Source organism: Chryseobacterium phosphatilyticum, assembly GCF_002899825.2.
Classification (GTDB): Bacteria; Bacteroidota; Bacteroidia; order Flavobacteriales; family Weeksellaceae; genus Chryseobacterium; species Chryseobacterium phosphatilyticum.
In genome coordinates, this window is the sequence record NZ_PPED02000005.1 from 188454 (window position 1) to 205902 (window position 17449).

Genomic DNA, 17449 nt, shown 5'->3' on the forward strand with positions numbered 1-17449 from the left:
AAATTATGTTTTTTTCATATGTTTCTAATTTTCTAAATTATTCTTTTTCCCAATGCGCTTCAGTTCCTTGAGGAGCAGCTCCTCCCTGAGCCTGAGTTACTGGTGGAAGTTCCTGGTTGATGTGATATACATACGCTGCAATCTTTTCAATTTCAGCACCGGAAACTTCTCCGTTTTTACCAAATGCTCTCATCGCAGGGTTAGTAGGAGAACCATTCCAGTCCATATGGAATACGTTTTTAAATAACGTTTTCTCAGGCTGGTTGATCCAGTAGTTATCAGTAAGGTTTGGTCCGATACCTCCACTACCGTCTTCCTTGTGACAAGATGCACAGTTTGTTTTGAATAATTCTTTACCCTCTGCGATATTATCAGCTGAATACTTAGCTGTTTCAATCGTTACAGGAGGTTGAGTTTTTTGATATTCTTCAATGCTTGCCAGTTGCTCTTTATATTCTTTTTCATATTCGCTTAACGGGTGAGCGAAATCTGTGAAAGAGTAAGCAGCAATATATACAATACAAAAAGCAGTCCCAAAATAGAATAAACCTACCCACCATTTTGGTAATTGGTTATCCAACTCCATGATTCCGTCGAAACCGTGGTCGATAAGGATATCTTTTTCCTCTGTTTCAGATTGCTTTTTGAATGCAGCAGCATACATTCTTTTATAGAAAGGAATTTTCTTTTCAGCTAAATAAGCAGCTTTTTCTTCCGGAGATAATTTTTTGAACTTATTATTTTCAATCAAATCTCCAATTGAACTGTGAATGTAAGCCAGGATTCCGGCAATTACAACAGTTCCCCAGAAGTAAGGCGAGCCCAAAAATGCGTAGCTCTGCACAAACAGATAATAAAAAACTATTAAAAGTCCGATTATTATTAAGATGTTTATAACAACAGGTGTTCTTTGTTTCATAAAAAATAGTTTAATTTTTTAAATTAAAATCATCATCCTCATCATCCCCAAGTGGTGCTTCTTCTTCTTCTTTATAATATTTCTTAGGCTTGCTAAAAACATATATGATCAAAGCGACGAAGAACAGCATAAAGAAAATCAAAGCCAGTGTCTGGTAAAAACCAGCATTCTCTGTATTGGATAGTATATCTTTAAAGTTCTGAGGAATCATATGATGAACCTTTTAATGTTTTAGTTATTACTTGCTGTTTTAATTTCAGTGGTCTTGATATCTGTTCCTAATCTTTGAAGGTAAGAAATAAGAGCTACAATTTCTTTTTTCTCTAATTCACCCTGAGGTCTCTTTGCATAAGCCTCTTTCAGGTCATTAGCTTCAGAGAAGATATCTTTAACAATTTTTGCTGATTGGTTGTTGGCCCACTTGTCTGCAGAATCGATTTCAGCTTTTGTATAAGGTACATCGAATGTATTCTTCATCAGCTTCATCTTATCTACCATTTTAGATCTGTCTAAATCTGTAGCAATTAACCAAGGGTAACGAGGCATGATAGAACCTGCAGAGGTAGATCTTGGGTTATACATGTGCTTGTAATGCCAAGAACTTGGGTTTTTACCTCCTTCTCTATGTAAATCCGGTCCTGTTCTCTTAGATCCCCATAAGAATGGTCTGTCATAGACAAATTCTCCAGCTTTAGAGTATTGCCCGTTTTTACCGTTAAATCTTGTAATTTCATCTCTGAATGGTCGGATCATCTGAGAGTGACAAGCATTACATCCTTCACGGATATAGATATCTCTACCTTCAAGTTCAAGCGGTGAATAAGGTTTTACTGCAGAAATAGTAGGGACACTTTTCTTAAGAGTAAGGGTAGGGATAATCTCTACCATACTTCCTATTGAAATTGTAAATAATGATAATACTGTTAAAAGTAATGGCATTCTTTCCAACCAAAGGTGGAACCCTTCTCCTTCTTTACGTTTGTTACCAATATTGGCTAATGCAGGAGCTTCAGCAGGAACTTCCTTCTGGAATGATCCTTTTCTTACTGTAGCAACTACGTTTACAATCATTAAGATGGCTCCTGAAATGTAGAATAAACCTCCTACGAATCTCATTTTGAAATAAGGAATAATAGCCGTTACAGTATCCAACCAGTTTTTCCATAATAATGTTCCGTCCGGGTTGAATTGCTTCCACATTAATCCTTGTGTGAATCCTGAAATATACATTGGTACTGCATAGAAAATAATTCCTAATGTACCTAACCAGAAATGCCAGTTAGCTAATTTTACAGACCAAATTTTAGTTCGCCACATAATTGGTACCAGATAATAGATAACCCCGAATGCCATGAAACCATTCCATCCAAGAGCTCCCAAGTGTACGTGACCGATTACCCAGTCTGTAAAGTGACCAATTTTGTTGATATTTTTAGTTGCCAATAAAGGTCCTTCAAACGTTGCCATACCATAACAAGTAACGGCTACTACGAAGAACTTAAGGATAGGATTTTCTCTTACTTTATCCCAAGCTCCTCTTAACGTCAGAAGACCATTTAACATACCTCCCCAAGATGGTGCAATAAGCATGATAGAGAAACCTGTTCCTACTGCCTGTGCCCATGCCGGAAGTGCTGTATACTGTAGGTGGTGAGGACCAGCCCAGATATATACGAAGATCAGTGACCAAAAGTGGATAATAGACAGTTTATATGAGAAAACTGGTCTGTCTGCTGCTTTTGGCAAGAAATAATACATTAAACCTAAAACCGGAGTAGTCAATACGAATGCTACTGCATTGTGACCATACCACCATTGTACGATAGCATCTTTTGCTCCTGCATATGCAGAATAAGATTTCCAGCCTGAGAATGATAATGGAACCTCAAGGTTGTTGAAGATGTGAAGCATTGCTACTGCAACCCAGGTACCTAAATAGAACCAGATGGCTACATAGAGGTGTCTTACTCTTCTCTTCGAAATAGTGAGAATCATATTGGCACCAAAGATGATCCACGAGAATGCAATTAAGATATCAATTGGCCATTCATGCTCAGCATATTCTTTCGAAGTATTTATACCCATAAAGAAAGTAATGAACGTCGCAACGATCATAAACTGCCAAGTCCAGAAATGAATCCAGGATAATGTATCACTATACATTCTTGTTTTTAATAACCTCTGCGTAGAGTAATATACCCCAACGTAAACAATGTTACATACGAACGCGAAGATTACGGTATTGGTGTGCAACATTCTGATTCTACCAAAACCAAATGCACCATGAGTGTTTATTAAACCTTGAATATTACCGGATGCCAAACTCTTGATGGTTGTATCATCTGTCCCGAAAAAGAACTCTGGTAATTCAGGGTAGAAAAGCATTAATGCCGCCGTAAGCCCGAACGTAAATCCTATGAAACCAAAGATAATGGTCGCATAGAGGAACGCACGGACAATACTATTGTCATAACTAAACTTTTGTGTTTCCATATCAACTATTCACTATTTTTCTCAATTTTTATTATTTTCTCCTATTTCTTTTTCGTCTTTATCCTTGTTGCCAGTTTCATCTTGATCTTTGATTTCATCATCGAAAAGAATCCTGACAGCCGGAGATTCATCATCTTCAAACTGCCCTTTTCTGGCATACACTATAAATACGACCAGGAAGATCGCAGCTAAAGAAACACTGCAGACGATCATTAAATATAGAATATCCATTGGACAACAAAATTAACCTATTTTCGGGGTTCAAATTTAGTGAAAAATAATGACATTCATCACGAAATGCCGATTTCAGCTAATTTAAAATCAGTCTAAATAAGGGCGTTTACGCCTGTTTTTTGAAGTATTTGCGGCCTAATACCCAGGTCGAAACTGTGGTAAATGTCACCACGGTGATAGAACTGATTGGCATGATGATTGCCGCGAAAAGCGGATGCATATGTCCTGTGACTGCGTAACTTAAACCAACGATATTGTAAAGAAAACTGATTATAAATGTCATTTTTACAATCGTTATTGAGCCTTTACAAACGTTCAGATAGTTGTCTAAAGTCACTACCTTTTCACCGTTCATGATGACGTCTGAGGATGGTGTGAAGCTGTTTGTATCATCAGCAATAGCAATCCCTACGTTACTTTGTTTTAAAGCTCCTGCATCATTCAATCCGTCACCTAACATGGCTACTTTCATGTGCTGATCCTGAAGGTTTTTGATGTAATTCAGTTTGTCCTCGGGGCTTTGATTAAAAGCCATTCCTTCGTAGCCCGGTATAAGCTCTTTCAGCTGATTTTCTTCTGATGAATTATCACCACTCAGGATAAATATTTTGTAAAGGGTAAGTTTTGTGAATAAATTTTTCAATTGCGGGCGGTACTCATTCTTGAAGATGAATTTTCCAACAAACTGATCATTTTTACTGATATAAACTGCTGTTTCCAGATTTTTAGGTTCCTGGTTATTATAGCGGGCAGACCCTATCTTGTACATATTTCCTCTCACGTTTGCTTCGTATCCTTTTCCGGAAATCTCTACAAAATTCTCTACCGGGAAATAATCGTCATTCACCTCGATAAATTCATATAATGACTTTGAAAGAGGGTGGTTTGAGTTCTTCAATAATGTTTTGATGTTCAATTGATCAAATTCATTGATTTCTGAACCTTCATATTTGATATTTGACTTCTTTCTGTGCGTAATCGTTCCTGTTTTATCAAAAACAATAGTGTCAAGCTTTGCAATTTTTTCAATAGTTAAAGTATCTTTTACATAGAACTTGTTTCTCCCCAAGATTCTCATGATGTGCCCGAAGGTGAACGGTGCAGAAAGAGCAAGTGCGCAAGGACAGGCGATGATCAGAATGGCTGAAACAACCTGGAACATCTTCTCAAGATCGATAAATGACCAATAGATTGCTGAAATCAGAGCGATGCCTAAAATAATGAAAGTGAAATATTTACTAACACTATTGGTGAGGGTGTCCAGTCCGGTTTCATGTTTCTTGAAGGCTTCTTTATTCCAAAGTTGAGTAAGATAACTTTGGTCAACATTCTTTATAACTTCCAGTTCCAGAGACGATCCGATTTGCTTTCCTCCAGCAAAAATTTTATCTCCGGGCTGCTTGCTGATGCTTTCGCTTTCCCCAGTAATGAAACTGTTGTCTATATTTCCTTCTCCGTTAATCAATATGGCGTCTACCGGTATGATTTCCTGGTTTCTAACTAAAATTCTGTCGCCAACTTTTACTTCAGAAAGAAGGATGTTTTCCTGTTTCCCTTCAAAGTCTACTTTGGTGACCGCAATTGGATAGAAAGATTTATAATCTCTGTCGTAGGAGAGTGCACTGTATGTTCTTTTCTGGAAAAGCTTACCCATCAGCATGAAGAATAAAAGACCACAAAGCGTATCAAAATAGCCGGGGCCATAGCCTGTCGCTACTTCGTAGATGCTTCTACCAAAAAGAACGAATATTCCCAGTACGATCGGAACATCAATATTGACGATTTTATTTTTCAGGCCATACCATGCAGATTTGTAATAATCTGAAGCGGAGTAAAAAACAACAGGACAGGCCAACAGGAACATCAGTACTCTGAAGAGGCCTTTATAGTGCTCCATCCAGTAATCTTCTCCTCCTACATATTCCGGGAATGCCAGAAACATTCCGTTTCCAAATGCAAAGCCGGCGATGGCAAATTTTACAAGAAGAGATTTATCCAGATGATCTACATTTTTCTCAGCGGTTTCAAGACTGATCACAGGCTTGTATCCTAAATTTGTTAAAAAATTAGCTAATTCACTTAATTTTAAATCATTATGATTGAATGAGATCTGTAAGGTCTTTCTGGTGAAGTTAACCTGAGAATACTTTATATATTTATTTAAGGTATGCAGGCTTTCCAATAGCCAGATGCAAGAAGAACAATGTATTACAGGGATTTTGAATGTGACAAGACTTGTATTCCCTTCAGAAAAATCGGTTATTTTTTCGAAAATTTCGGGAGTATCCAGGTAGTCAAACTGAGTGGAATTTTCATCATTAGGACGAATTCCTGCCCCTTTATTCAGTTCATAGAAATTACTTAAATTATTTGTATTCAGAATTTCATAAACAGACTTACAGCCGTTACAACAGAAAGTCTTTTCATCAAACAAAATTCTCTCTTTTTCTATCCCTTGACCACAATGAAAACAGTTCTCGCTCACCACCCTAATATATTGAACTACAAAATTATAACAATTTTTTTTGTTTATCGAGTTAAAAAGTTCTATTTTTGTGATAAATATCATATAAAATGCCGCAGGAACAACAGATAGCAATTGAAGAGAGGTTCGCCAAAGTTTTTAATGATAAGTCATTTAAGGAAAGACTTTCTAGCGCAGATTTTGAAAAATATATTAACGGTAAAAAAAGATTGAGTTTTCAGAAACACGATACTATTTTTGAGGATGGAGAAACTCCAAAAGGAGTGTACGTTCTTGAAAAAGGAGCCGCTAAATTATCCAAATCAGGAGCATTCGGGAAAGATCAGATTTTAAGATTTATCAAAGAAGGGGACATAATCGGCTATCGTTCTTTGCTTTGCGGGGAAAATTTCCAGGCCAAAGCAGAAGCAATGACGGATATCGAGTGTGTTTTTTTACCCGCAGATATTTTCATGTATCTATTAGAGGTGGATCCACAATTGTCCTTCGTAATGCTTCAAAAAATTTCTTACGAATTAGGAGAATCTTCCAATACCATTACATTCCTTGCACAAAAGACAGTGAGGGAAAGACTTGCTGAAATCTTGCTGCTGTTGGAGCAGAAATTGGGAGTAGATCCCGAAGGATTTATCAAGATCTCATTAACAAGGGAGGAAATTGCCAATATTATTGGTACAGCTACAGAAAGTGCCATCCGTCTGATTTCCGAATTCAAACAGGATAGCCTGATTGAAGTGGATGGAAGAAATATCAAAATTCTCAATCACGACAAACTCATGAAACTCGGTCACGTAGTTTTATAAAAACATAACAACTTAAGTCGGCCCAGAGCCGACTTTTTAACTTTTAAAATAGATAAATTATGTCTGTTCACTCTGAAATTAAAAAAGTTACCACTGAAACCTTGCGTAAAATGAAATTCGACAAGGAAAAAATAACAATGCTTACTGCCTATGATTTTACCACAGCAAAGATGGTGGATGCTGGTGGAGTAGATGCTATTTTGATTGGAGATTCTGCAGCAAATGTAATGGCAGGTTTTGAAACTACACTGCCTATTACGCTGGATCAAATGATTTATCATGCTCAAAGTGTGGTAAGGGGAACCGACAGAGCACTGGTGATTGCAGATTTACCTTTCGGGACTTATCAGAGTAACCCTGAAAAAGCATTAGAGTCTGCCGTAAGAATGATGAAAGAGGGAGGAGCTCATGCTGTAAAAATTGAAGGGGGAAAGGAGATTTCAAAATCAATCAAAAAAATTGTCAATGCCGGAATTCCGGTGATGGGACATTTAGGATTGACCCCACAGTCTATTTATAAGTTCGGAACCTATAAAGTAAGAGCAAAAGATGAAGCTGAAGCTGAAAAATTAATTGCTGATGCCCAGCTTTTGGAAGAACTGGGATGCTTCTCAGTTGTTTTAGAAAAAATACCTGCTGAGTTAGCTAAAAAAGTTACTGAAAGTATTACCATCCCTACCATCGGAATTGGGGCAGGAGCTGATTGTGACGGACAAGTTTTGGTGTATCATGACATGGTGGGAATGAATAAAGGGTTTAGTCCCAAATTTTTAAGAAGATATCTTGACCTTTACACAGAAATAACAGGAGCAGTAGCTCAATATGTAAAAGATGTAAAAAGTGTTGAGTTTCCAAACGAAAACGAAAGTTATTAATTCATGCAAAATCAACAACAATCTATCCAGGGAATATTATCTATTGCAGCATTGATTTGTCTTGCTGTAGGATGGTTTAATTTATTTTCTCCGGAAATCAATCACTTACTTTCCAGAAAAGTTTTTTATGTTCTGATAGGAGCGAGCTTCTTTATTCAGGCACCCCTGCTTACCAATAGAAACTTTATGTACGCCATGTATGCAGCAGCCGGAGTATGTGTGCTAGGGGCCTTTATTCCGGAAAGTTCAAATCTTTCAGCCATTAAAACTATTGGCCTGTTGGGAGGAATTATTCTTTCATTATCAAACAGAAGGAGATAGAATCTATCATGAAGGAGCAGATCATATATGAGGATAACCATCTTCTGGTGGTGAATAAAAAAGTCGGACAGCTTGTACAAGGTGATAAAACCGGCGATGAGTCACTATTGGAATCTATCAAGAATTTTATAAAAATAAGAGATGCTAAGCCGGGAAATGTTTTTCTCGGCTTGGTTCATCGTATAGACCGTCCTACTTCAGGGTTAGTCATCTATGCTAAAACTTCCAAAGCACTTTCCCGCCTTACCCAGATGGTAAAGAATCGTGAGGTTAAAAAGACCTATTGGGCAGTAGTGGGAAAAGAAATGATTCCCCAAAGTCAGAGACTCATTCATTACTTAAAGAAAAACGAAAAGAACAATAAGGCTATTGTTTTTCCTAAAGCTACAGAAGGAGCTAAAGAAGCTATTCTGACCTATCATGTTATCAAAACATTAGATAATTACCTGCTTCTGGAGATTGATCTTGAAACCGGGAGACATCATCAGATCAGAGCTCAGTTATCTAAAACAGGTGTTCCAATTAAAGGTGATTTAAAATATGGATCTCCACGTTCCAATCCGGACGGAGGAATTAACCTTCATGCCAGAAAACTGGAGTTCATTCATCCTGTTACTAAAGAAAAAATTGAAATTATTGCTCCGGTTCCACAAAATGATGCCGTTTGGAGAGCTTGTGAAGAACAGTAAAACCATAAGAGGAAAAATATAAAACCCATCTCAATTTTGAGATGGATTTTTTTTAAAAGATATTTAGGATTTTGCCCATTCTGAAAAAATAACTAACTTCGTCCCACACTTTAGGGGTGTCTGTTATCAACAGACTGAGATTTTACCCTTTGAACCTGATCTGGATCATACCAGCGTAGGGAAAAGTAGATGACTTTTGCTGTACATTCTATTGTACAATAATAGCCATTCCTAAAGCGTATTTTAAATTATTTAGGAATGGAACTTATAATCAACCACACCCGAAAAACATTTGCTGTACTTCCTGAGAACCTGGAAGCACTTTTAGCTATGGAATTACCCGGAAAGAAAAAGGGAATCGCCGTAGCGGTAAACAATCGAATTATTCCACTGTCCGCCTGGGCAGAAACATTTCTTAAAGATCAGGATTCAGTTTTAATCATTACTGCCACTCAGGGCGGTTAACTTTCATATTAATACCAAAAAATTATGGCTCACTCCATTACATGTTCACCATTTCCGAACTCAAAAAAGATTTATGTTGAAGGAAAAATACATCCTATCAATGTTGCAATGCGTGAAATTCAGCTTAGTCCTACCAAACTTACCAATGGAGGCTATGAAGAGAATGCTCCTGTCACCATTTATGATACTTCAGGTCCTTACACCGATGAAAAGTCAACCATTGATATTCAGAAAGGGCTTCCAAGAATCAGAGAACAATGGATCCTGAACAGAGAAGATGTGACGGTTCTTGAAGGAATTACTTCAGAATATGGGAAAGCCCGTTTAGCGGATCCACGCCTTGATGAATTGCGTTTTGCCTATGATCATCAACCCAAAGTCGCGCAAGAAGGAAAAGAATTGACTCAACTTTACTATGCAAAACAAGGAATCATAACTCCTGAAATGGAATATGTCGCGATCAGGGAAAATCAAAGGATAGAACAGCTTGATTCCGTTTCAAAAGAAATGGCTTTTCAACATGCCGGACATAGTTTCGGAGCCAATACTCCTAAAAGTAAGATTACCCCAGAGTTTGTAAGAGACGAAATTGCTGCTGGAAGAGCGATCATTCCTAACAATATCAACCATCCTGAAAGTGAACCGATGATTATCGGGAGAAACTTTTTAGTAAAAATCAATGCCAATATCGGAAACAGTGCTGTATCGTCGAGTATCGAAGAGGAGGTAGAAAAGGCGGTATGGGCATGCAGATGGGGTGCAGACACTATTATGGATCTTTCCACGGGGAAAAATATTCATGAAACAAGAGAATGGATCATCAGAAACAGCCCGGTTCCTATCGGTACAGTTCCTATTTATCAGGCATTGGAAAAAGTAAAAGGAGTACCGGAAGACCTTACATGGGAGATTTTCAGGGATACTTTGATTGAGCAAGCCGAACAAGGGGTTTCTTATTTTACGATTCATGCGGGAGTTTTATTAAGATATATTCACTTAACAGCCAACAGAGTAACCGGGATTGTATCCAGAGGTGGATCTATCATGGCAAAATGGTGCCTGTTTCACCATAAAGAAAGCTTTCTATATACACATTTCGAAGAGATTTGTGAGATTATGAAGAAATATGATGTTGCTTTTTCTTTGGGAGACGGTCTTCGTCCGGGGTCTATTGCAGATGCCAATGATGCCGCGCAGTTTGCAGAACTGGAAACTTTAGGGGAACTGACGAAAATTGCCTGGAAACATAATGTGCAGGTAATGATTGAAGGCCCCGGTCACGTTCCGATGCACATGATCAAAGAAAATATGGACAAGCAACTTAAAGAATGTCATGAAGCACCTTTTTATACGCTTGGGCCTTTGACTACAGATATTGCTCCGGGGTATGATCATATTACTTCCGGAATCGGAGCTGCCATGATCGGATGGTTTGGCTGTGCAATGCTTTGCTATGTAACCCCAAAGGAGCATTTAGGGCTTCCGAATAAAGACGACGTAAAAGTGGGAGTTATTACCTACAAGCTGGCAGCACATGCCGCAGATTTAGCGAAAGGACATCCGGGAGCACAGTATAGAGATAATGCATTGAGTAAAGCCAGATTTGAATTCAGATGGGAAGACCAGTTCAACCTCTCGTTGGATCCTGAAACTGCCAGAGCATATCATGATGAAACACTTCCGGCTGATGGAGCTAAAATTGCTCATTTCTGTTCGATGTGCGGACCCAAATTCTGCTCTATGAAGATTACTCAGGAAATTCGTGAATCTGCAGAAAAAGGAATGCTGGATAAATCTCAGGAATTTATAGAAAAAGGAAAAGAAATCTATATATGATCCTTGTTATCACTCCTGAACTGTCTGTCGTAAACGAAACCGGAATTATTAACGAATTGTTTAGAGAAGGCCTTGATCTTCTGCATATCAGAAAACCTGGAATCAGGAGAAATGAAATGATTGAATATATTAAAGAAATCGACGAATCTTTTTATCCGAAACTGGTTGTACACCAACATTATGATTTGGGAGAAGATTTCCGGATTTCCAGATTTCATTTCAGAGAAGCAGACCGACAGGAGAATATACACCGATCTTTTATAAATGAAAATCGTATTTCAACTTCAGTACATAACATCACCACTTTTAATAATCTGGGAGAAGAATGGGAATATGTTTTCATAAGTCCCTTCTTTCCCAGTATATCTAAAAAAGGATATGGAGAAGATTCAACGGTGATAGAAGAAATGAAGAGGAGAGATAACCCCAACGTGAAAATTATTGCTTTAGGTGGAATTCATCAGCAAAATATGCAAAAAGCTCTTGATACGGGAGTGGATGGAGTTGCTTTATTAGGCTCTGTTTGGGAGGCGGATCAACCTATAGAAGTATTTAAAAGGTGCAGAAGGATCATCTCTCAATAATATCAAATTTTACCTATGGAAAAATTACAATACATATCACAAGGAAATACTGCACTGGAACAGGAATTCAACATTCGGAAGGCTCTGGATAACGGGATACAATGGATTCAGATTCGCTGGAAAAATGGCAATGAAAAAGAATTACTATCACTTTGTGAAACATCAAAACACCTTTGCTCTGAATATCAATCGGTCCTGATTATCAACGATAATATCCATTTGGCGAAAGAAACTGACGCTGACGGGGTCCACTTAGGCCTTATGGACGGATCTGTTGAAGAAGCAAGATTGCTGCTGGGAAAACATAAAATTATTGGAGGTACGGCCAATACCATCTCAGATGTTATTCAAAGGATGGATGAGTCTTGTGATTACATCGGCCTAGGACCATTGAGATTTACTTCTACCAAAGAAAAATTAAGCCCCATTCTTGGTTTTGAAGGCTACAGACAAATTGTTGAAAACGTGAAGCAAAGATCGGTAGCGGTTCCAAAGATCTTTGCTATTGGTGGGGTTACCCTTGAAGATTTTTTACCACTGCAGGAGATCGGAATCTATGGAGTTTCTGTTTCAGGGCTGATTACAAGAGAACCGGGGCTTATCAATGAATTTAAAAAAGTAATGATATGAACAATCAAAAATTAATAATAGCAGACAGAACTTTTGAATCCAGGTTGTTTCTGGGAACCGGAAAATTCGGAAGACTCAAAGATATGGCAGCCTCTGTAACGGCTTCAGAAACCAATATGGTGACGATGGCATTAAAGAGAATCGATGCACAATCGGCTGAAGATGATTTATTAGACTCATTAAGAGAAACAAACGTACATCTTCTTCCTAATACTTCAGGAGCAAGAACCGCAAAAGAAGCAGTATTGGCAGCACAATTAGCAAGAGAAGCGTTGGAAACGAACTGGGTAAAGCTTGAAATCCACCCGGATCCGAAATACTTGCTGCCGGACCCGATTGAAACATTATATGCAACCGAAGAACTCGCCAAATTAGGATTTATCGTAATGCCTTATATTCATGCCGATCCTGTTTTGTGCAAACGGCTTGAAGATGCAGGAACGGCTGTGGTGATGCCTTTGGGAGCACCGATTGGCACTAATAAAGGATTACGAACATTAGATTTTCTGGAAATTATTATCAGCCAAAGTAATGTTCCCGTTGTGGTAGACGCCGGAATCGGGGCCCCTTCTGATGCGGCAAAAGCAATGGAAATGGGTGCTGATGCAGTTCTTGTCAATACCGCGATTGCTGTGGCAGGAAATCCGGTTAATATGGCAGTTGCTTTTAAAGAAGGTGTTATTGCCGGACGAAGAGCGTTTGAAGCAGGATTGGGGGCTATTGCCAATCACGCAGAAGCTTCGAGCCCTTTAACCTCGTTTTTATTTGATTAAAAATTAAAATCATGAACAGCTTTAAAGATATTTTTGAACAGTATCAATGGGGTGAGGTAAAAGCTAAGCTCGAAAAGGTAAACCTGTCTGATGTTAGAAACAGTCTTCAGAAAAAACATAAAACCGTTGAAGATTTTCTGATTCTGCTTTCCCCTGTGGCTTCGCAGGAGCTCGAACTGATGGCAAAAATGACCCGTTCCCTTACCCAGAAGCGTTTCGGAAAAACCATTCAGCTCTATGCCCCCTTGTATTTAAGCAATGAATGCCAGAATATCTGTACTTACTGTGGTTTTAGCTTAGATAATCATTTAAAACGTAAAACCTTGTCTGATACAGAGTTGATGATAGAGGCTTCAGTACTCAAGTCCATGGGAGTAAACCATGTGCTGCTGGTAAGCGGTGAAGCCAATAAGATAGTCGGAGTTCCCTATTTTCAAAATGCTGTCCAATTATTAAAGCCTCATTTTTCTAATATTTCCATTGAAGTTCAGCCTTTGATGGAGGATGAATACCAGCTTCTTCAGGAGGAAGGGGTACATTCGGTATTGGTATATCAGGAAACATATCACGAGGAGGTTTATAAAGAATATCATCCTAAGGGTAAGAAATCAAATTTTCATTTTCGTCTGGATACACCGGATAGGATTGGGAGAGCAGGGATCCATAAAATAGGATTGGGCGTTCTGCTTGGGTTGGAAGATTGGCGTATTGACAGCTTCTTCAATGCCCTTCATATTGATTATCTTCAAAAGCAGTATTGGAAGACTAAGTTTTCTGTTTCATTTCCGAGATTGCGACCGGCGGAAGGAATTATTGAACCCAATTTTATCATGGAAGATAAAGACCTCCTTCAATTGATCTGTGCCTACAGAATCTGGAACGAAGATCTTGAAATATCAATATCTACCAGAGAAAATGAAACATTCAGAAATCACATTGTATCATTGGGTGCTACGGCAATGAGTGCGGGATCGAAAACCAATCCCGGCGGATATGCAGTGGACAAAGAATCTCTGGAACAATTTGAAACCAGTGATGAACGGGGTATGGATGAGATCAGGAAGATGATTAAAAAAGCAGGGTATGATCCCGTCATGAAAGACTGGGACTCTGTGTATAGTGGGGTTTAAGCTGAAGTACATGAATCAGAATGAAAAGTGAAGATATTTTTAAAAGATACAGCCGGCAAATCTTTATTGAAGAAATAGGACTGGAAGGGCAAAGGAAAATCATGGCCTCAAAAGTGCTTGTCATTGGAGCGGGTGGCCTGGGGAGTCCGGTTATTCAATATCTGGCAGCAGCCGGAGTAGGAACTTTAGCTGTGGCCGATTTTGACCATGTTGAACTTCATAATCTCAACAGGCAAATCATTCACAATGAAAATAGGGTTGGAGAGGCGAAAGTAATAAGTGCAGAAGCCTTTGTTACAAATTTTAATCATTACATAAAATTCATTGCCATTAATCAGAAAATTAATGAAGAAAATGCTGAAGAAATAATTTCCCAATACGATGTGATTGTGGATGGATCTGATAATTTTTCAACACGATATCTTGTGAATGATAGTTGTGTACAACTGGGTAAAACATTAGTGTATGGAAGTATTTTAGGTTTTACCGGACAGGTTGCTGTTTTTAATCATCAGGGAAGCAAAAACCTGAGAGATATATTTCCTGAACCGCCTTTTGATGAAAATATTCCTGATTGTGACAGCCTTGGAGTTTTAGGAGCGTTACCAGGAATAATCGGGAGTATGATGGCCCTCCAGGCTTTGAAAATTATTACAGATCTACCATTGAATAGCAATCAGCTAACGCTGGTGGATACAATGAGCTGGAGGTTTCAGACCTTGGATTTTTAATGAAAAATGTAAAACATCAATAGAAACGGGCTGAAACCCGTTTAATTATTAAATAGATAATTCCATCGGCTTTAGCCAAAACCTGGTAAACATTCCACATAAAAAAGACCGTAAAAATAATTACGGTCTTTTCAAAATGGTCAATCGGTTGGATTATTGCCCTTGTTGCATTACTCCTCCGTTATCCTCTTTTTTGGTTTGATTTAATATATTGGCATCCTCTTTTGCCAGCTTATTTTTAGTAGGAATTTTATAGTTGATGGAAATTCCGAAGTTTCTAGAATCGTATTTCGTTCTCAGCATGACACTTTCTCCTGAAGGTGGATTGGAACGTACCTGCATTACCTGGCCATTGAAGATATCATTTGCAAAAACAGAGACCGTAAGACGATTATTCATAAACTTCTTTGTCAGAGTAATGTCTAAGTTATTGTTAAATGGTTTTTCTGCGGTAAAGTAAAAATACCCTGCTTTTGGAGTCAGGAAGCTGTAATTCGCTGTCAGCTTGATGTCTTTCGGAAGAATCAGTTGAGTCATCAGGTTAAGAATCCAGAATCCTTTATTGTTGAGGTTCTCAATGTCATGCTTCTGATATCCTGCATAAATGTACATAAAATTCATTTTGTCAGGATTGAAGTTCGACTTCATAATCTCACCAAGGGACTTCGTGAAAATCTGGAACGGAACAGGAAGTCCAATATTGAAATTATGAATTTTCATATTAGAGATATTAATCTGCTCATTGTAGAGATTTTTACCATCCTTTCTGATAATTTGTGCCACCTGATTGCTCGCTGAACTTACACTATATCCGATGAAGGCATAATCAAAAGCTGAAATTTTCAATTCATAGTTATCAAAAATAGTTGGCTGAAGATTCGGATTACCATTGATCTGAGTATTTGGCCCGGAGAATGTAGTGTTATTCGGGTTAAGGGCAGAAATACTTGGCAGATTGATTTTTCTGTTATAATTAGCGGCAATATACACCTGATTCATCAGATTATACTGAATACTTGCATTGGGAAATAGTTTGAATTTCTTAAATGGCGTCAGATCCTTTTGAACAACTGTTCCTAAACTATCCTTTCGGGTAATTCCGTAAATGTCATAATTTTCGGCCCTTGCTCCTAAAGTGAAATCAAACTTTTTCAATTTAGCCTGAAACTCAAGATAGGTAGAAGCCGTTTGTCTGTGATACTGCAAATTTTTAAGGCCTTTACTTTCCGTATCATAATCCTGTCTTTCATACAAACCTCCGGCACTTACTTTTCCTCCGTCCAGCAATTTGATAGGTTGGGCATAGTCTACTTTAAAATTCGCCACCCTCATATCGGATTTGTTGTTAAGGATATCATTCATACCGGGATTTATAAATGCCTGACCATCATCTGTAAAATTCCCTTGTCGGTAGAAATTATCCTGAGAAAACTTGCTGTCTGCTTTGGTAAACCCAAATTGGAAGTCCAGTTTTTGAGATTTGTCTGCAAAGCGTTTTTGATACGTTACTACCGCCTCCTGTCTCAGGGTATTGCTACGCGCGGCATCAGAAGATTCAAATTGTGCTTCCCTGAATGCATCTGTAGGTTTATAAAAAATATCTGCAAGCCCGTTACTTAAAGTATAATTATCATTATTATTGTGATAAATATCGTAGTTCAGTAATAATTTATCTTGTCCCAGATCAAACGTTAATCCTGACTTTGCAAAATACCCTCGGGCATATCGGTCTGTATTACTGCCTAATAAAACATCCTGTTGGCTGTTCATCATACTTTCACGATAATTTTGCCCCACATTAAGCTGCCATCCGAAATATTTATTTCTGGCATTTAAATTTACGGAATTTGTGGTTCTGCTTCTGTATTTATCGTAATTTGTGAAAGTATAATTTCCGGAATAGGTTGCACTCAAATATTTATTAGCATTTTTATTGGTAATAATATTCATAATGGCCCCTCCTGATGTTGCCGGAAATTCTGCTCCCGGTTGTGTTACAACCTCAATTCTCTCTACAGAATTGGCAGGCATGCTTTCAAGAAATGAATTCAATTCATTGGAGGTAATGTTTAAAGGTCTTCCGTTGAGGTAAACTTCCAGCATTTTACCCTGATACATCATCCCTGCAATATCAGTGGCTACCAGACCCGGGAGCTTTTTAATTCCTTCCAGAACATTTCCGTTATTAAGCTGAGGTTGTTCAGAAAAATCGAAAATAGTACGATCTGCTTTTTGTTCAACGGCTTTTTTAGTTTTGGTGATGACTACACCTTCAATTTGTTTTTCCTGAGGTTTATTAGTTTTTTCCTGTGAAAAAATAAAAACAGAGCTTAATAAGGATAAAGCGAAAATCGTTTTTTTCATAATGTTTTACTGATATCCTGTTAGACGCTGAAAAACATAATTTGTTACGCTAACATGTTGAAAATCGAAAATTAAGGCTAAATATTTTTTTATTTCCGAAATAATTATATCTTTGCC

General features: G+C 38.0%; 17 protein-coding genes and 1 riboswitch. Of the genes, 11 read left to right on the plus strand and 6 right to left on the minus strand.

Annotated elements, in window-relative coordinates:
* Nucleotides 1–37: 37 nt before the first annotated feature.
* From C1631_RS19570 to C1631_RS19590, 5 genes are all read right to left on the minus strand, one after another.
* Nucleotides 38–919, minus strand: a complete 882-nt coding sequence (locus C1631_RS19570) for a cbb3-type cytochrome c oxidase N-terminal domain-containing protein (RefSeq protein ID WP_109713801.1) — start codon at nucleotides 917–919, stop codon at nucleotides 38–40.
* A 10-nt stretch (nucleotides 920–929) separates the two neighbouring features.
* Nucleotides 930–1130, minus strand: coding sequence for a cbb3-type cytochrome oxidase subunit 3 (locus C1631_RS19575; protein WP_027373015.1), 201 nt, complete (start codon nucleotides 1128–1130; stop codon nucleotides 930–932).
* 20 nt (nucleotides 1131–1150) lie between these two features.
* Nucleotides 1151–3412: a cytochrome-c oxidase, cbb3-type subunit I gene (gene ccoN, locus C1631_RS19580; protein WP_103246513.1), complete on the minus strand. Its 2262-nt coding sequence runs from the start codon at nucleotides 3410–3412 to the stop codon at nucleotides 1151–1153.
* 21 nt (nucleotides 3413–3433) lie between these two features.
* Nucleotides 3434–3643 carry a cbb3-type cytochrome oxidase assembly protein CcoS gene (gene ccoS / locus C1631_RS19585; protein WP_103246512.1) on the minus strand — a complete coding sequence of 70 codons (210 nt, stop codon included), beginning with the start codon at nucleotides 3641–3643 and terminating at the stop codon, nucleotides 3434–3436.
* Nucleotides 3644–3752: 109 nt separating this feature from the next.
* The gene (locus tag C1631_RS19590; RefSeq protein ID WP_109713803.1) at nucleotides 3753–6131 is read right to left on the minus strand and encodes a heavy metal translocating P-type ATPase; all 2379 of its coding nucleotides are present in this window, start codon (nucleotides 6129–6131) and stop codon (nucleotides 3753–3755) included.
* A gap of 89 nt (nucleotides 6132–6220) precedes the next feature.
* Here C1631_RS19590 and C1631_RS19595 point away from each other — a divergent pair, with 89 nt between their 5' ends.
* The 11 genes from C1631_RS19595 to C1631_RS19645 all read left to right on the plus strand — a co-directional run bounded on the left by C1631_RS19595 (nucleotide 6221) and on the right by C1631_RS19645 (nucleotide 14968).
* Nucleotides 6221–6934: a Crp/Fnr family transcriptional regulator gene (locus C1631_RS19595; RefSeq protein ID WP_027373019.1), complete on the plus strand. Its 714-nt coding sequence runs from the start codon at nucleotides 6221–6223 to the stop codon at nucleotides 6932–6934.
* A gap of 59 nt (nucleotides 6935–6993) precedes the next feature.
* A complete protein-coding gene (gene panB / locus C1631_RS19600) occupies nucleotides 6994–7809 on the plus strand; it encodes a 3-methyl-2-oxobutanoate hydroxymethyltransferase (RefSeq protein ID WP_103246511.1) in 816 nt (271 codons plus the stop codon).
* Between the two features lie 3 nt (nucleotides 7810–7812).
* The gene (locus C1631_RS19605) at nucleotides 7813–8130 is read left to right on the plus strand and encodes a hypothetical protein (protein WP_103246510.1); all 318 of its coding nucleotides are present in this window, start codon (nucleotides 7813–7815) and stop codon (nucleotides 8128–8130) included.
* Nucleotides 8131–8138: 8 nt separating this feature from the next.
* Nucleotides 8139–8819, plus strand: coding sequence for an RluA family pseudouridine synthase (locus C1631_RS19610; RefSeq protein ID WP_438502079.1), 681 nt, complete (start codon nucleotides 8139–8141; stop codon nucleotides 8817–8819).
* 102 nt (nucleotides 8820–8921) lie between these two features.
* Nucleotides 8922–9018: riboswitch (TPP riboswitch) on the plus strand.
* A 59-nt stretch (nucleotides 9019–9077) separates the two neighbouring features.
* Entirely contained in the window at nucleotides 9078–9284 is a 207-nt protein-coding gene (thiS, locus tag C1631_RS19615; protein ID WP_103246508.1) for a sulfur carrier protein ThiS, read from the plus strand.
* Nucleotides 9285–9308: 24 nt separating this feature from the next.
* Entirely contained in the window at nucleotides 9309–11120 is a 1812-nt protein-coding gene (gene thiC / locus C1631_RS19620) for a phosphomethylpyrimidine synthase ThiC (RefSeq protein ID WP_109713804.1), read from the plus strand.
* Nucleotides 11117–11704 carry a thiamine phosphate synthase gene (locus tag C1631_RS19625; RefSeq protein WP_103246507.1) on the plus strand — a complete coding sequence of 196 codons (588 nt, stop codon included), beginning with the start codon at nucleotides 11117–11119 and terminating at the stop codon, nucleotides 11702–11704. Before thiC ends, C1631_RS19625 begins: the two co-directional genes overlap by 4 nt.
* Before the next feature lie 15 nt (nucleotides 11705–11719).
* On the plus strand, nucleotides 11720–12334 hold the full coding sequence (locus C1631_RS19630; protein ID WP_103246506.1) for a thiamine phosphate synthase: 615 nt from the start codon (nucleotides 11720–11722) through the stop codon (nucleotides 12332–12334).
* Entirely contained in the window at nucleotides 12331–13107 is a 777-nt protein-coding gene (locus C1631_RS19635; RefSeq protein WP_103246505.1) for a thiazole synthase, read from the plus strand. The genes C1631_RS19630 and C1631_RS19635 overlap by 4 nt, the downstream gene beginning before the upstream one ends.
* 11 nt (nucleotides 13108–13118) lie before the next feature.
* The gene (thiH, locus tag C1631_RS19640; protein WP_109713806.1) at nucleotides 13119–14237 is read left to right on the plus strand and encodes a 2-iminoacetate synthase ThiH; all 1119 of its coding nucleotides are present in this window, start codon (nucleotides 13119–13121) and stop codon (nucleotides 14235–14237) included.
* Nucleotides 14238–14257: 20 nt separating this feature from the next.
* A complete protein-coding gene (locus C1631_RS19645; protein WP_103247480.1) occupies nucleotides 14258–14968 on the plus strand; it encodes a HesA/MoeB/ThiF family protein in 711 nt (236 codons plus the stop codon).
* Nucleotides 14969–15121: 153 nt separating this feature from the next.
* On the opposite strand, the gene C1631_RS19650 is transcribed toward C1631_RS19645, so the two are convergent.
* Nucleotides 15122–17332, minus strand: a complete 2211-nt coding sequence (locus C1631_RS19650; RefSeq protein ID WP_103247481.1) for an outer membrane beta-barrel protein — start codon at nucleotides 17330–17332, stop codon at nucleotides 15122–15124.
* Nucleotides 17333–17449 lie beyond the last annotated feature (117 nt).

What these genes read in the sequence shown, in the direction of transcription:
- C1631_RS19570 (WP_109713801.1), bottom strand. Translation starts at nt 919, where the DNA reads ATGAAACAAAGAACACCTGTTGTTATAAACATCTTAATAATAATCGGA.
- C1631_RS19575 (WP_027373015.1), bottom strand. Translation starts at nt 1,130, where the DNA reads ATGATTCCTCAGAACTTTAAAGATATACTATCCAATACAGAGAATGCT.
- ccoN (WP_103246513.1), bottom strand. Translation starts at nt 3,412, where the DNA reads ATGGAAACACAAAAGTTTAGTTATGACAATAGTATTGTCCGTGCGTTC.
- ccoS (WP_103246512.1), bottom strand. Translation starts at nt 3,643, where the DNA reads ATGGATATTCTATATTTAATGATCGTCTGCAGTGTTTCTTTAGCTGCG.
- C1631_RS19595 (WP_027373019.1), top strand. Translation starts at nt 6,221, where the DNA reads ATGCCGCAGGAACAACAGATAGCAATTGAAGAGAGGTTCGCCAAAGTT.
- panB (WP_103246511.1), top strand. Translation starts at nt 6,994, where the DNA reads ATGTCTGTTCACTCTGAAATTAAAAAAGTTACCACTGAAACCTTGCGT.
- C1631_RS19605 (WP_103246510.1), top strand. Translation starts at nt 7,813, where the DNA reads ATGCAAAATCAACAACAATCTATCCAGGGAATATTATCTATTGCAGCA.
- C1631_RS19610 (WP_438502079.1), top strand. Translation starts at nt 8,139, where the DNA reads ATGAAGGAGCAGATCATATATGAGGATAACCATCTTCTGGTGGTGAAT.
- thiS (WP_103246508.1), top strand. Translation starts at nt 9,078, where the DNA reads ATGGAACTTATAATCAACCACACCCGAAAAACATTTGCTGTACTTCCT.
- thiC (WP_109713804.1), top strand. Translation starts at nt 9,309, where the DNA reads ATGGCTCACTCCATTACATGTTCACCATTTCCGAACTCAAAAAAGATT.
- C1631_RS19625 (WP_103246507.1), top strand. Translation starts at nt 11,117, where the DNA reads ATGATCCTTGTTATCACTCCTGAACTGTCTGTCGTAAACGAAACCGGA.
- C1631_RS19630 (WP_103246506.1), top strand. Translation starts at nt 11,720, where the DNA reads ATGGAAAAATTACAATACATATCACAAGGAAATACTGCACTGGAACAG.
- C1631_RS19635 (WP_103246505.1), top strand. Translation starts at nt 12,331, where the DNA reads ATGAACAATCAAAAATTAATAATAGCAGACAGAACTTTTGAATCCAGG.
- thiH (WP_109713806.1), top strand. Translation starts at nt 13,119, where the DNA reads ATGAACAGCTTTAAAGATATTTTTGAACAGTATCAATGGGGTGAGGTA.
- C1631_RS19645 (WP_103247480.1), top strand. Translation starts at nt 14,258, where the DNA reads ATGAAAAGTGAAGATATTTTTAAAAGATACAGCCGGCAAATCTTTATT.
- C1631_RS19650 (WP_103247481.1), bottom strand. Translation starts at nt 17,332, where the DNA reads ATGAAAAAAACGATTTTCGCTTTATCCTTATTAAGCTCTGTTTTTATT.